Source organism: Microbacterium sp. Z10_103, from assembly GCF_058310455.1.
Map to the genome: position 1 here is coordinate 2,292,348 of NZ_JBZEGK010000001.1, position 12,039 is coordinate 2,304,386.

Below are 12,039 nucleotides of genomic sequence, written 5' to 3' on the forward strand. Positions count from 1 at the left end.
AATGCTCAGGCGACGGCACGAGTGCGTGGCGTGAAGGCCAGCGGGGCCTCGCGTACGCGGGACAGGGCCGACTCGACAGCGCCGAGCACGACGACGTCACTACCGAGCGAACTCGCGACCACCTCGGGCGCGGGAGAGGGGAACTCGTCCTCCAGGACGCGCCGAGCGTGAACGAGGACCGGCTCGACCGCCTCGGCGATCGCCCCCGCGATCACGACGCGATCGATGTCGAGAAGGCTCGCCAGCACGACGACCACCCGCGCGACGCGTGATCCCAGGCGGGAGATGATGTCGCACGCGAGAGGATCTCCGACGCCCGCGGCGCAGAACACGTCCTCTGCGGAGATGTCCGCGGTGCCGACTGATCGGAGGACGGTATCGGCGCCGTCTCGCACCGCCGCTTGCGCCCAGATGCGCGCGAGGGCGCCGATCCCCTCCGGAGATCCCGCGCCCTCCACGATGTTGAGTAACCGCATCTCACCCGCGCCTCCCCGCGCGCCACGCAGGAGCCGGCCGTCCACGATGACACCAGCGCCCAGGCGCTCCCCCGAGAGCACGGTCGCCACGTTGTCGATGCGCGCCCGTCCCCCCTGCGTCTGCTCCGCAACGGCCGCGAGATTCGCGTCGTTCTCGACGATCACCGCAGCGCCGTCGAGGAGCCCGTCGAAACCCGGGTTCATCATCATCCAGAAGTCGTGATCGCCCCTCGGGGATCGTCCCGCAGAGTCCACGGGCGCCGGCACGCCGACGACGCAGAGGAGCACGTCGGTCGGTTCCCTTCCGGCAGCGCGCACCGTCTCGTGGAGCAGGGTGGCCGCGAGATCGCGACGTCCGGCCGCAGCAGAAGGCCCGCCCTCGGCCTCCGCACCCGCCGGCCCGACGAAGGGTGGGGGGATGGCGGTGCGCGTGGCGAGCATGCGCCCACGCAGGGTGGCGACGGCGGCCGTGTAGCGATGCTCCCCCGCATCGATACCGGCCACGATGCCGGCCTCCTCGCGGAGGCAGTAGCGCCGCGCCGGTCGTCCCTTGCTGGTGAGGCCCGCGGCTCTGCTGTCGGCGATCTCCTTCAGCCATCCCGCCGCGACGAGATCGTCGCACACGCCCAGAACGGTCGACCGTGTCAGCGCCGTCGCCTCCATCGCCTCGGCCGCCGTGAACTCGGAGGAACGCAGCGCGAACCGCATCACTGCCCCCGAGTTCATGCGCCTCAGCAGCTGCGGGGAGCTCGCTGACCCTAGACCCATGTACCCGACGATACAAGGTTGACGCGTCCGGCCCCGGGTGAGACAGTGGTCCCGTCGTTTAGATGCACTCACTAGATTTAGTGCCCAAATCTAAGTCGATGGTCGTTGGGAAGGACAAGGATGTCTGGAAGAACGAGGCGCACGGTGCGCCTGGCCGCGGCGGGTCTCACCGCCGTATTGACCGCATCGCTGCTTGCCGGGTGCAGCACGGGCGCCGGTTCGGGAACGCAGAGCGTCCACTTCACCTTCAACAAACGTGAGGCGATCGACTTCATGCAGGAAGTCGTGGCGGACTACAACGCCTCACAGGACGAGTTCCGCGTGAACATGGACACATCGGGCCCTGACCCGATTGCGGCCAGCTTCGTCCGAGGGAACCCGCCCGACCTCATGCTGGCGAACTACAACCACGAGGTGTCGCGCTTCGTCCAGCGGTGCGCGCTGGCCGATTTGTCCGACACCGAAGCGGCGAGCACCATCCGCCCCGAGATGCAGGAACTCCTCGAGCAGTACGGCGTCTGCGAAGGTCGGATCACCGGCCTGCCGTACTCGGTCATGGGCGCGTCGGTCATCTACAACAAGGAGATCTTCGCCGAGCACGACCTCGAGGTGCCGCAGACCTGGAGCGAACTCATCGAGGTATGCGACACGCTGATGGCGGCGGGGATCTCGCCGTTCTACGGCACGTTCGCCGACGCGTGGACCGTCAACCAGGGCTGGTTCGACTACAGCATCGGCGGTGCGATCGACCCTCTCGAATTCTTCGACGAGCTCGCCGCCCAGGGCGCCGACGTCGGGCCCGACTCCCCGGTGTCGTTCCAGAAGGACTTCCTCGAGCCGATCGAGAAGATGCAGCTCCTCGCCAGCGAGTACACGCAGCCCAATGCCAACGGCCGCAACTACGACACCGGAAACGTCGCCTTCGCGCAGGGCGAGGGCGCCATGTACATGCAGGGTCCGTGGGCTTTCAGCGAGATCGCCAAGACGTCACCCGACCTCGAACTCGGCACCTTCCCACTGCCCATGACCGAGGACCCCGCCGACCTCAAGGTGCGCGTCAACATGGACCTGGTCACGCTCATTCCCGACGAGGCATCCAACAAAGAGGGCGCCTTCGACTTCCTGGAGTACCTCTTCCACCCCGACATCATCCAGGCGTACAACGAGTCGCAACTCGGATTCGTGCCGACCACCTCTGGCGAAGACCCCAGCGACCCCCGGATCGAGGGGATGATCGCCTATTACAACGAGGGCGCCGTATACCAGGGCCCGGGCGTCCTCATTCCGCGGGCGATTCCGACCGAGAACTACGCGCAAGCGCTGGTCTTGGGCACGGATCCCCTGCGCCTCCTGCGGACGATGGACGCCGACTGGGCCCGACTGGCGTTCCGCCAGCCGGCGGTATCGACAGAGGAGACGGCAGGATGAGCGCCACCGCAACGATCGTGACCGGCGGCGACCCCCAGGTGCGCCACAGCCGCAAGCGGGTCGAGCCGATCTACTACCTCTTCCTGCTCCCGCCGGTGATCCTGTTCACCCTCGCGATCACCGTCCCCGGCATCATCGGCATCTTCTTCAGCTTCACCGACTCCATCGGCCTGGGCGACTGGAAATTCATCGGCTTCACCAACTACGTCGCCGCGTTCAGCGACCCGGCCATTCTGGGGAGCTTCCTGTTCACCTTCGGGTTCTCGCTGGTGACGGTGATCGTCGTGAACATCGCCGCGTTCCTGCTCGCGGTGGGGCTGACCTCCCGCATACGGTTCAAGGTCGGGCTCCGGGCGATCTTCGTGATCCCCATGGTCGTCTCCGGCATCATCATCGCGTACGTCTTCCAGTTCCTCTTCCAGAACTCCCTGCCGGCCATCGGGTCCGCCCTCGGCATCCCCGCCCTGCAGGAGAGCATCCTGGCCAATCCCGACCTCGCCTGGATCGGGATCGTGATCGTGACCGCGTGGCAGTCGATCCCCGGCACGCTCCTCATCTACATCGCCGGGCTCCTTTCGATCCCCGGCGAGGTCTACGAGGCGGCCGACATCGACGGCGCCTCGAAGCCGCAGCAGCTGCTGCGCATCACGCTGCCGCTGGTGGCCGGGTACGTCGTGATCAACGTGATCCTCGGCTTCAAGAACTTCCTGAACGCCTACGACATCATCATCGGCCTCACCAACGGTGGGCCGGGCACGGCGACCCGCAGCATCGCCATGACGATCATCCGGGGCTTCCAGACCGGCGACTACGCCTACCAGATGGCCACGGCGACGCTGTTCTTCATCATCACCGTCGTCATCGCCATCGGCCAACTCTCGGTGACGCGCGGAAGGAACGCCCTCTGATGACCACGGACACCGCCACCGCAGCGAGCACCAAGAACATCGTGGTTCCCCCATCCGGCGCGCGCCGAAGCGGCAAGGGGGAACGCGTCAGCTGGTCGGGCACCGTCATCCTGCTCCTCTGCGCCGTCACCGTCCTCCTGCCGCTGTACGTCACCATCTCGATGTCGTTCAAGACAGGCGGCCAGGCCGTCGACGGCAATGCGTTCTCGCTGCCGATGCCCTTCAGCATCCAGGGCTTCATCGACGCCTGGCAGCTCACCAGATTCCCCGTCGGTTTCGCGATGTCGTTGCTGGTGACCGTCGGAACCGTCGTCGCCACCATCCTCCTCGCCGCTTTCGCGTCGTACGCGATCGTGCGCAACTGGGATCGGCGGGTCTTCCGCTGGTCGTTCTTCTACCTGCTGGGGGCGATGTTCATTCCGTTCCCGGTCGTGGCGCTCCCGCAGATCCAACTCACCGGCCGCTTCGGCCTCGACAACCCGTTCGGCGTCATCATCCTGGCGACGATGTTCCAGCTCAGCTTCAGCGTGCTGCTGTTCACGGCGTTCTTGCGCTCCATCCCCATCGAGTTGGAGGAGAGCGCGCGAATCGACGGTGCGTCGACGTGGCAGACCTTCTGGAGCCTGATCTTCCCGCTCCTGGCGCCGATGAGCGCAACAGTCGGCATCTTCGCGTTCCTCTACGCCTGGAACGACTTCATGATGCCGTCGCTCATCATCTCCGACGCGAACCTGCAGACGCTGCCCGTGCGTCAGTACCTCTTCCAGACGCAGTTCAGCAGCGAGTACAACGTCGCTTTCGCGTCATACCTGATGGCCATGGCACCGGCGATCATCGCCTACCTCTTCGCCCAACGCTGGGTGATGGAGGGCGTGACCCAGGGCGCCCTCAAGGGCTGACCGACCGACCGCACGGGAGCAGGGCACGCGCCCCGCCCTGCCCTCCCGCTTCGAAGGAGAGACCGATGGCAGCTGAATCCGTCGTCGCCCCCGCCGCCTCGTGGTGGCGCCAAGCCGCCGTCTACCAGATCTATCCGCGCTCGTTCGCCGATGCGAACGGCGACGGCATCGGCGACCTGGGCGGCATCATCTCGCGCGTGCCGTACCTCCGTGACCTCGGCGTCGACGCGGTGTGGCTGAGCCCGTTCTACCCCTCCGCCCTGGCCGACGGCGGATACGACGTGGCCGACTACCGCGACGTCGACCCGCGAATCGGCACGCTCGCCCAGTTCGACGAGATGATGTCGGCGCTGCATGATGCGGGCATCCGCGTCATCGTTGACATCGTGCCCAACCACTCCTCGAACGAGCACCCGTGGTTCCGTGAGGCACTCGAATCCGGGCGCGACAGTCCCGCACGCGACCGGTACCTCTTCCGCGACGGGGCCGGGGAGAACGGTGAACTCCCCCCGGCCGACTGGACGTCGGTCTTCGGCGGGCTCGCATGGGAGCCGGTCGGCGACGGGCAGTGGTATCTGCACTCCTTCGCGAAGGAACAGCCCGACTTCAACTGGGACAACCCCGAGGTGCGCGACGATTTCCTGACGACGCTGCGCTTTTGGTCCGACCGCGGCGTCGACGGCTTCCGCATCGACGTGGCGCACATGCTCGTCAAGGAGCTGCTCGACCCCCTCCCCGCTCAGGCCGACCTGGACCTGCTCGATCCCGCCTCCGGTCGCCATCCCCTCCTCGACCGGGATGAGGTGCACGAGGTCTACGCCGAGTGGCGCGCTCTGTTCAACGAATACGACCCGCCCCGGACCGCCGTCGCTGAAGCCTGGGTCGACTCCGCCGAGCGGCGCGCGAAGTACGCGGCACCGACGAGTCTCGGCCAGGCTTTCAACTTCGACCTCCTCACGGCCGACTTCGACGCGGCACAGTTCCGCACCATCGTCGCCGAAAACCTTGCGCAGTCTCTCATCACCGGCTCGTCCTCGACGTGGGTGCTCTCCAACCACGATGTGACCCGCCATGCGACGCGTTACGGGCTTCCTCCCCTGGACGGCCGCGACGTGAAGCAGGGGACCGAATGGATGCTCGCCGGCGCAACCCGTGACGGTGTCGATCTCGACCTCGGTCTGCGCCGGGCACGTGCCGCGACGCTGTTCGTGCTCGCCCTCCCCGGGTCGGCTTACCTGTACCAGGGCGAGGAACTCGGCCTTCACGAAGTCGGCGACCTCCCCGCCGAGGCTCGGCAGGATCCCGCTTATCACCGCTCGGTGAATCAGCCGGAGTGGAGCTTCGACGGGCTGGGACGCGACGGATGCCGCGTCCCCCTGCCGTGGAAGACCACCGGGTCGTCGTTCGGCTTCGGCGAGAACGGCGCCCACCTGCCTCAGCCGACGTGGTTCGGCGACGTCTCCGTCGAGGCGCAGGAGCACGATCCCGAATCGACCCTCAGCCTCTACCGCGACGCTCTGCGTCTGCGCCACCGACTGCAGACGGCCGAGACGCTGGAGTGGAACGAGGATCTCTCCCGCGGCGAGGTTCTCGGCTTCACTCGACCAGGCGGATGGATGATCGTCACGAACTTCGGCGCCGAGTCCGTGCCGTTGCCCGGTGGCGATGTCCTGCTCGCGAGCGGACCCCTCCCGGCCGGCGAACTCCCGGGGGCGACCACGGTGTGGCTGCGCGTGAGCTGAAGCCGGTGTCGACGTCACCTACCGATCGGTACCAACTCGTTAGAATATTGTCATGAGCGACTCGCGCGGTGGTCGGACCGGGCGGCCCAGAGAGTTCGATGCAGACGAGGCTCTCGACCGCGCGGTAACCCTTTTCTGGGCGCAGGGTTACGAGGGTACGAGCATCACCGACTTAACGGGTGCGATGGGTATCAGCAAGCCGAGCATGTACGCAGCGTTCGGCAACAAGGAGCAGCTGTTCCGCAGGGCCTTCGAGCGGTATACCCACGGTCCGGGGTCGTACGTGGAGCATGCGATGCAGCGGCCGACGGCGCGCGAGGTGGCCGAGGAGCTCTTGCGGGGCGCGGTCATGACGGCCACCGGCCCCGCATTTCCGCCCGGGTGCATGGGTGTTCAGGGAGCCTTGGCCACGGGCGACGAAGGAAAACCGGCCCACGACGTGCTCGTGGGGTGGCGCAACGAGGCGAATACGGATCTGGAGGAGCGCTTTCGGCGGGCCATCCTGGAAGGGGACCTCCCCCGCGACGCCGATCCCGCACGCCTCGCTCGATATATCGTCACCGTCGGGTTCGGCATCGCCGTTCAGGCCGCCAGCGACGTGGGGCGGGACGAGCTCGACGAGGTCGTCGACGTCGCACTGTCGAACTGGTGCCCGTAGGAGGCCTCCGGGGCATCGTGCCCTCAGAGATCCAGAGAACGCCCCGTCAGTTGCCGCCCCGCATGCGGGCAAGTTCGGCCTGAATGCGGCTCTCCGAGACATCGGCGGGGCGGCGGCCATAAGTGAAAACGCCCCACACGACGACCGCGACCAGGGTCCCCAGGATGGGCCACACCGGCCAGAAGTAGCCGCCCGGTGTCGTGAAGTACCAGATCGCGATCTGAACCACCGCAAGGAGTACCCAAGCGGCCACGACCCACTTGAAGATCGTCTTTGCAATCACGCGCCGACGCGCGAGCTCGTAGGAATCGTTCACTGTTGCCATGTGCGGTGTCCTTTCGATGAGCGATGTGGATCGTCCGGTGTTCTCCTTGCAGGGTTGTTGCTTTTGACGCTGTGGAGCCGGGCGTGCGAGGCCCGCATCCCCCGATTGCAGTGCGGAATGGCGACCAGTAAACCATACCGCTCGGTAAATTAGTGGCTTTCGCCGAGATCGGCCGGAGGTTGCACGGCGTGACGCGCCGGGCATGGAAAAGGCACCGGGAATCCGGTGCCTTGTGAAGGGAACAGACAGAGCCGTACTTCACGCTTCTGTGTTCGACGGAAACCTACCTGTAGCAGTTGCGCGCGCGGGACGGATGGCGTCTGTCGGCACACATGCAGGCACCGCTTGTCCGAGGCGCGCAGCGCCTCAGACAGGAGGTTTCCGGGAGATCCTGCCGACTCCATCGCCGATCATTCGGCGGTTGACTGACGATCCGCAGCCGGGATGCGCAGCCCGCTGACCGTTCGATCAATCCAGTCGCAGATGTAGTGGCGGCCGACTGGGATGTTGTCTACGCTGCAACGCTCTACGCCGCCTTCTCAACGCCGCAACCCCGCTCGCGCCGCACCAGCAGACCGACGACTCCGCCCGAGGGCTCCACGGCCCGTGAAACGCCTGGCGCCGTGTCGCCGCGGCTGTGTCGGCACTCGCCGTGTTCGCCGCCGCGGTCTTTCGTCTCGCGGCTCCCGTCGCCGCCGCGATCGATGCCGCCATTGACCTCCCCGCGATGGACCCGTCGAACCCGGCTGTGACGTTCGGGCTGTGGGCCGGCGGCAACCTTCTCATCGCTCTCATGATCCCCGCGTGGGGCCCCCTCGAGTGGGCGTTCCTCGGGGTGCGGCCGGGATGGCTCTCGACGATCGCCGGTCGCTTCCGCTGGCACCCCCTGGGCCGCGCCGCCGTCGTCGTCCTCCCCATCTGGACGATCTTCTGGGCGTCCTTTCGCCGACGCGCGCTTAGGGTTCGCGATCGCGCTCCTCGTCACACCCGTTCTCTTCGCCCTGGTTCACGCGCCGGGGGCGGCGTGGAGCTTCGTCTACGGTCGGGTTCGGCCCAGTCCCTCGGGACCTTGATCGTCGACGGGGAGCAGCGGATCCTCTGGTAACGGAGCGAGGTTTCTGAGCGGCTTGGACACCAGTACGCCAATGGTCATGATTCCCCAGATACTGGCGGCCGCGATTGCGGCGACTCCCGTTGTGGTGGTCTCGGTGATGATGGCGGCGATCATGACCCCTAGCGGTGGTGCGATGGTCATCACGGCGTTCTGGGTGCCGAGCACACGGCCGCGAACTCCGTCGGGGATGCGCTCGAGCATGAGTACTCCCATGAGGCTGGTGAACAGTCCGCTCGCCAGACCGGTCAGGAACGCACCGATGAGCACGATCGGCACGTTGGCAAGAGTGGCCATGATGGCCAGGCCCACGGTGGCGCCGATCAATCCGGTGCTGAGCCACGCACGACGGCCACGTCCGCGCTGAGCGAAGATGGCATAAATGCCACTGCCCGCTAGGAGGCCGACGGCAAGAGCGCTGAGTACGAAGCCGAGAACCGGGGTCTGACCGAGCTCCGTGAAGTACACCGGCAGGATCAGACCCTGGAACGAGGACAAGACGATGCCGGCCATGAAGGTCATCGCCACAAGCATCATGAGGAACGGGCTTCGGAAAAGGGTCGACCAACCCTCTCGGAGTTCCGCCCAACCGAACCGGCTCGAAGCGCGACCAATTGCGTCGTGTGCACCCAGCCGATGGGGAATGAAGACGGTAACGGCCGCGGCCGCCAGTGAGAATCCCGCGGTGACCCACAGGACCGTGGTCCCGCCGCCGAGTGCGATCAGGGTGCCGGCAAGCGCCGGCCCCAGCACGAGTCCAATCGCACCGAGACTCTCTCTGATGCCGATCACACGCTCGGACGGGAACGAGCTTGCACGGACGACAGCCGGCAGCAGTGTCTCCCGTGCTGTCATCCCCGGGATGTCGCCGAGTGCACCGATCACACCGAAGATGATGAACAGAGCCAGGTTCAGTTCGGTGAACAGAGCAATCAGCGGCAAGGCGGCCACGGCGGCTCCGGAAATCACGTCGGTGACGATCGACGACGTACGCCGATTGACCCGGTCGATGACGACCCCCATCAGCACGCCCGCGAGGAGCGCTGGGATCGCAGTGGTGACGGCGACTGTCCCCGCGCCCAGAGCACTGCCGGTCGTGGTCAGGATGATCAGCGGCAGTGCGACCGCCGCGATGGAGTTGGCCAGCACTGACAGGAAGTAGGAGCTCAAATAGGCGATGGTGATTCTCACCTGTCCACCATGAACGTTGTCCTCGTGACAGGGTCAAGCCCGGATGATCGCGGGGCTCAGTGGGGAATGGCTCGCCGCATCACATCGAGTTGCGCTGGATCGAATGAGCGGGTGATGTAGTCCTCGGGAAGAGCGCGAAGCGCCGGATCCCCGATGCGCACATCGTCGATCCCGGACGCGCCGGCCCGTAACGTCGCAATGACAGCGACGCGTTCGTCCTCGGACGAGTCGTTGGTCACCTCCCGCAACTGACCGGCCATGAGTGCGAGGGACTCGAGACGGCGCGGGTCGGCAAGCTCCCTGCGAAGACGATCGAGAAGACGGTCATCCCGAGTTGCCGCGCAGCAGGCCGACATCACCCTCGAGCTGTCGAACCTCCGGGTCTGAGAACAGAACCTGAAGTGCCTGATGACCCGGGTCGTAGAGCGGCGTCGCTTCCGTGATCGAAGAGGCTTGCGCGGTCACGACTGCGCAGCGGGTGTGCCCTCGGATGTGGCCGTCACGATCAGGTGTACCCGCTCCAGCGGAAGCCCCACAGCGATGAGCCGACGGATCCGCAGGCGCGAGCCATCCGCGCGCGGGGTGGACAGACGGGCGGCGAGCCCACGCCACGGACTTGACCCTGTCCCGACAACACGGCCTTAGCTAGATCGGGTCACGGCACTGCCCGCTCCTGTGGTGTCACCGAATCGAGAAGCGAGAACGGAAAAACCATGACCACACATTTCGAGGATTCGTCTTCCACTCCGGCCGAGGAGCCGAAGGCGACTGCGGGGCTTGAGACGCCAACACTGGCGGAGGACCTTCTCCTGCTTCTCTTCAGGCCCGAACCCGGTTCCGAGGCCGGTACGGGAAACATCGCCGGAGAGGGCACTCTCTACTATGTGCTCGCAGGGGCGGTGCTCGCCGACCTCGCACTCGGAGGCCACGTGAGCACGGGCACCGGCCTGCTCGGAACGACGACCGTAGAGGCTGTCACCGACAACCCTCCGTCTGACCAACTCCTCCGCTTGAGTTGGGAGTACGTCGCGGATAAGCCGAAGGGTGTGCAGACCGTGCTCGCCGCGACAGGCCCGACCTTGCGGGAACCGCTGCTGGACCGCCTCGTCGGGCGTGGGGATCTCCGTCGCAGCGCCCGGAAGGCGCTCGGTCTGTTCCGCTTCACAGCACTCGAGGAGGGCGACAACGAACACCGCGCTGCACTGCTCGCCGACGTCCGTGCCGTCCTTGTCGACGGAGCGGAACCCACTCCCCGCGTCGCAGCGCTCGCCGCGCTTCTGTACGGCAGCGGAACGCTGCCTCAGTTCGACCGTGACATCCCCTGGACCTCGCCGGTCATCGCCCGCGCTGAGGCACTGAAGAACGGCAACTGGGGTGCCGGCGCTGCGGCTCAGGCTGTCGCGCGCACTGTCGCCGCCACCATCGTCAACAACGTCATCATGGCCGCGGTCGTGCTTCCCCGCGCCTAGCGCGACGTCGCAGCTGCGCTATAGACGAGCCCATCCTGACCCGCGAAGCTCCGGCAGTTCGGTCCACCCTCTGACGTGGATCGGGCCGAGCAGCAATTCCCTGTCCGCCACGAGGTACCGCAGCTCGACCGCCCGGTCCGGCTCGGTTCCGAGGAAGAAGCTCGTGATGGAGCGGTCCGCCGTCGTGGGGTCCGCGACGAACGCCCCGTAGGAGAAGTGCTCGCTCGCTGCGGCGGCGTGTCCGAGTGCGATGACCGTCCCTCCGCGCTCGAGCAGTGCGTAGGCTGCGACGAGTTGTTCTCCCCCGATCATGTCGATGCCGCCGTGAAACGCGAGAGTCACGGTAGCGAGGGTCGTGTGTACCTCGTGGGCTCCACGTCTACGGATGGCGTCGTGCTGGCGGTCATCTCGCGCAATCGCTACAAGCCATGCGCCCGACGAGCCGCGAGAGTCCGCGCCGCACACCCGGCGTCCCCGGTTGTCACTCCCCACGACCTGCGTCACGCCGCTCCTAGCCTCGCGGTCTCGGCCGGCGCCAACGTGAAAGCAGTCCAGCGGATGCTCGGCCACGCGTCTGCGGCCACGACACTCGACGTGTACGCCGAGCTCTTCGACGAGGACTTGAACGCTGTCTCGGATGCTCTCGACCGTGATGCGGGCGAGCTTTTCGCGAACGGGCGTGGCCCGTCAGGGTGATGATCCCGTCGTGGCGACCAGCGCAATCGCCGGGCGCTAATCTGCGTTGGGCCCCACGTTCGGGCGAGTTGCCCTCTGCGCCCCGTCGAGGACGAGGCCAAGTGTGGGCAAATGTGGGCAGACTACCGACTTGGCTTCGCTGTGCGCGATTTTAACAAGGTCGAAAAGCCGCTCAACCAAGCTTTTCTCGTTGTAGCAGGAGCGGGGCTTGAACCCGCGACCTCACGATTATGAGTCGTGCGCTCTCACCAACTGAGCTACCCTGCCGCGACGCATCCGCATGGATGCTTCGAGCCCCGAGTCAGGATTGAACTGACGACCCCTTCCTTACCATGGAAGTGCTCTACCACTGAGCTATCGGGGCGCGC

The 12,039-nt window shown here is 66.3% G+C and carries 12 protein-coding genes, 2 tRNA genes and 1 pseudogene; 8 read left to right on the forward strand and 7 right to left on the reverse strand.

From position 1 onward, the window contains the following. Window positions 1-5: 5 nt before the first annotated feature. Window positions 6-1,244 carry an ROK family protein gene (locus AC4FS2_RS11170; protein ID WP_491157063.1) on the reverse strand — a complete coding sequence of 413 codons (1,239 nt, stop codon included), beginning with the start codon at window positions 1,242-1,244 and terminating at the stop codon, window positions 6-8. Window positions 1,245-1,364: 120 nt separating this feature from the next. Here AC4FS2_RS11170 and AC4FS2_RS11175 point away from each other — a divergent pair, with 120 nt between their 5' ends. The 5 genes from AC4FS2_RS11175 to AC4FS2_RS11195 all read left to right on the forward strand — a co-directional run bounded on the left by AC4FS2_RS11175 (window position 1,365) and on the right by AC4FS2_RS11195 (window position 6,879). After that, the gene (locus AC4FS2_RS11175; RefSeq protein WP_491157065.1) at window positions 1,365-2,672 is read left to right on the forward strand and encodes an ABC transporter substrate-binding protein; all 1,308 of its coding nucleotides are present in this window, start codon (window positions 1,365-1,367) and stop codon (window positions 2,670-2,672) included. Beyond that, complete coding sequence (locus tag AC4FS2_RS11180; RefSeq protein WP_491157067.1) at window positions 2,669-3,580, forward strand: carbohydrate ABC transporter permease; 912 nt, start codon at window positions 2,669-2,671, stop codon at window positions 3,578-3,580. The genes AC4FS2_RS11175 and AC4FS2_RS11180 overlap by 4 nt, the downstream gene beginning before the upstream one ends. Then, window positions 3,580-4,479 carry a carbohydrate ABC transporter permease gene (locus AC4FS2_RS11185; RefSeq protein WP_491157069.1) on the forward strand — a complete coding sequence of 300 codons (900 nt, stop codon included), beginning with the start codon at window positions 3,580-3,582 and terminating at the stop codon, window positions 4,477-4,479. The genes AC4FS2_RS11180 and AC4FS2_RS11185 overlap by 1 nt, the downstream gene beginning before the upstream one ends. Window positions 4,480-4,544: 65 nt before the next feature. After that, the gene (locus AC4FS2_RS11190) at window positions 4,545-6,221 is read left to right on the forward strand and encodes a glycoside hydrolase family 13 protein (RefSeq protein ID WP_491157070.1); all 1,677 of its coding nucleotides are present in this window, start codon (window positions 4,545-4,547) and stop codon (window positions 6,219-6,221) included. Between the two features lie 52 nt (window positions 6,222-6,273). After that, window positions 6,274-6,879: a TetR/AcrR family transcriptional regulator gene (locus tag AC4FS2_RS11195; RefSeq protein ID WP_491157072.1), complete on the forward strand. Its 606-nt coding sequence runs from the start codon at window positions 6,274-6,276 to the stop codon at window positions 6,877-6,879. 46 nt (window positions 6,880-6,925) lie between these two features. Here the strand turns inward: AC4FS2_RS11195 and AC4FS2_RS11200 are convergent, their stop codons facing one another. After that, window positions 6,926-7,204 carry a 2TM domain-containing protein gene (locus AC4FS2_RS11200; protein WP_491157074.1) on the reverse strand — a complete coding sequence of 93 codons (279 nt, stop codon included), beginning with the start codon at window positions 7,202-7,204 and terminating at the stop codon, window positions 6,926-6,928. Window positions 7,205-7,841: 637 nt separating this feature from the next. On the opposite strand from AC4FS2_RS11200, the gene AC4FS2_RS11205 reads away from it, so the two are divergent. Further along, complete coding sequence (locus tag AC4FS2_RS11205) at window positions 7,842-8,309, forward strand: hypothetical protein (protein WP_491157075.1); 468 nt, start codon at window positions 7,842-7,844, stop codon at window positions 8,307-8,309. Here the strand turns inward: AC4FS2_RS11205 and AC4FS2_RS11210 are convergent. Continuing rightward, window positions 8,241-9,506: an MFS transporter gene (locus AC4FS2_RS11210; RefSeq protein WP_491157077.1), complete on the reverse strand. Its 1,266-nt coding sequence runs from the start codon at window positions 9,504-9,506 to the stop codon at window positions 8,241-8,243. The two genes, AC4FS2_RS11205 and AC4FS2_RS11210, sit on opposite strands and share 69 nt — an antisense overlap. 56 nt (window positions 9,507-9,562) lie before the next feature. Beyond that, a complete protein-coding gene (locus tag AC4FS2_RS11215; protein ID WP_491157079.1) occupies window positions 9,563-9,766 on the reverse strand; it encodes a hypothetical protein in 204 nt (67 codons plus the stop codon). 453 nt (window positions 9,767-10,219) lie between these two features. On the opposite strand from AC4FS2_RS11215, the gene AC4FS2_RS11220 reads away from it, so the two are divergent. After that, window positions 10,220-10,975, forward strand: a complete 756-nt coding sequence (locus AC4FS2_RS11220; protein WP_491157081.1) for a GOLPH3/VPS74 family protein — start codon at window positions 10,220-10,222, stop codon at window positions 10,973-10,975. Window positions 10,976-10,993: 18 nt separating this feature from the next. On the opposite strand, the gene AC4FS2_RS11225 is transcribed toward AC4FS2_RS11220, so the two are convergent. Further along, window positions 10,994-11,317 carry a hypothetical protein gene (locus AC4FS2_RS11225; protein WP_491157083.1) on the reverse strand — a complete coding sequence of 108 codons (324 nt, stop codon included), beginning with the start codon at window positions 11,315-11,317 and terminating at the stop codon, window positions 10,994-10,996. A 102-nt stretch (window positions 11,318-11,419) separates the two neighbouring features. Here AC4FS2_RS11225 and AC4FS2_RS11230 point away from each other — a divergent pair. Then, a pseudogene (locus AC4FS2_RS11230) lies at window positions 11,420-11,671 on the forward strand (tyrosine-type recombinase/integrase); the annotation flags it as partial. A gap of 193 nt (window positions 11,672-11,864) precedes the next feature. Here the strand turns inward: AC4FS2_RS11230 and AC4FS2_RS11235 are convergent. Both AC4FS2_RS11235 and AC4FS2_RS11240 read right to left on the reverse strand, forming a co-directional pair. Beyond that, window positions 11,865-11,938 (reverse strand) — tRNA-Met (locus tag AC4FS2_RS11235). A 25-nt stretch (window positions 11,939-11,963) separates the two neighbouring features. After that, window positions 11,964-12,035 (reverse strand) — tRNA-Thr (locus AC4FS2_RS11240). Window positions 12,036-12,039 lie beyond the last annotated feature (4 nt).

Bases quoted from the DNA above. Each gene is read 5' to 3' on its own strand.
- AC4FS2_RS11200 (WP_491157074.1), bottom strand. From the start codon at position 7,204: ATGGCAACAGTGAACGATTCCTACGAGCTCGCGCGTCGGCGCGTGATT.
- AC4FS2_RS11215 (WP_491157079.1), bottom strand. From the start codon at position 9,766: ATGGCCGGTCAGTTGCGGGAGGTGACCAACGACTCGTCCGAGGACGAA.
- AC4FS2_RS11190 (WP_491157070.1), top strand. From the start codon at position 4,545: ATGGCAGCTGAATCCGTCGTCGCCCCCGCCGCCTCGTGGTGGCGCCAA.
- AC4FS2_RS11180 (WP_491157067.1), top strand. From the start codon at position 2,669: ATGAGCGCCACCGCAACGATCGTGACCGGCGGCGACCCCCAGGTGCGC.
- AC4FS2_RS11185 (WP_491157069.1), top strand. From the start codon at position 3,580: ATGACCACGGACACCGCCACCGCAGCGAGCACCAAGAACATCGTGGTT.
- AC4FS2_RS11175 (WP_491157065.1), top strand. From the start codon at position 1,365: ATGTCTGGAAGAACGAGGCGCACGGTGCGCCTGGCCGCGGCGGGTCTC.
- AC4FS2_RS11195 (WP_491157072.1), top strand. From the start codon at position 6,274: ATGAGCGACTCGCGCGGTGGTCGGACCGGGCGGCCCAGAGAGTTCGAT.
- AC4FS2_RS11220 (WP_491157081.1), top strand. From the start codon at position 10,220: ATGACCACACATTTCGAGGATTCGTCTTCCACTCCGGCCGAGGAGCCG.
- AC4FS2_RS11170 (WP_491157063.1), bottom strand. From the start codon at position 1,244: ATGGGTCTAGGGTCAGCGAGCTCCCCGCAGCTGCTGAGGCGCATGAAC.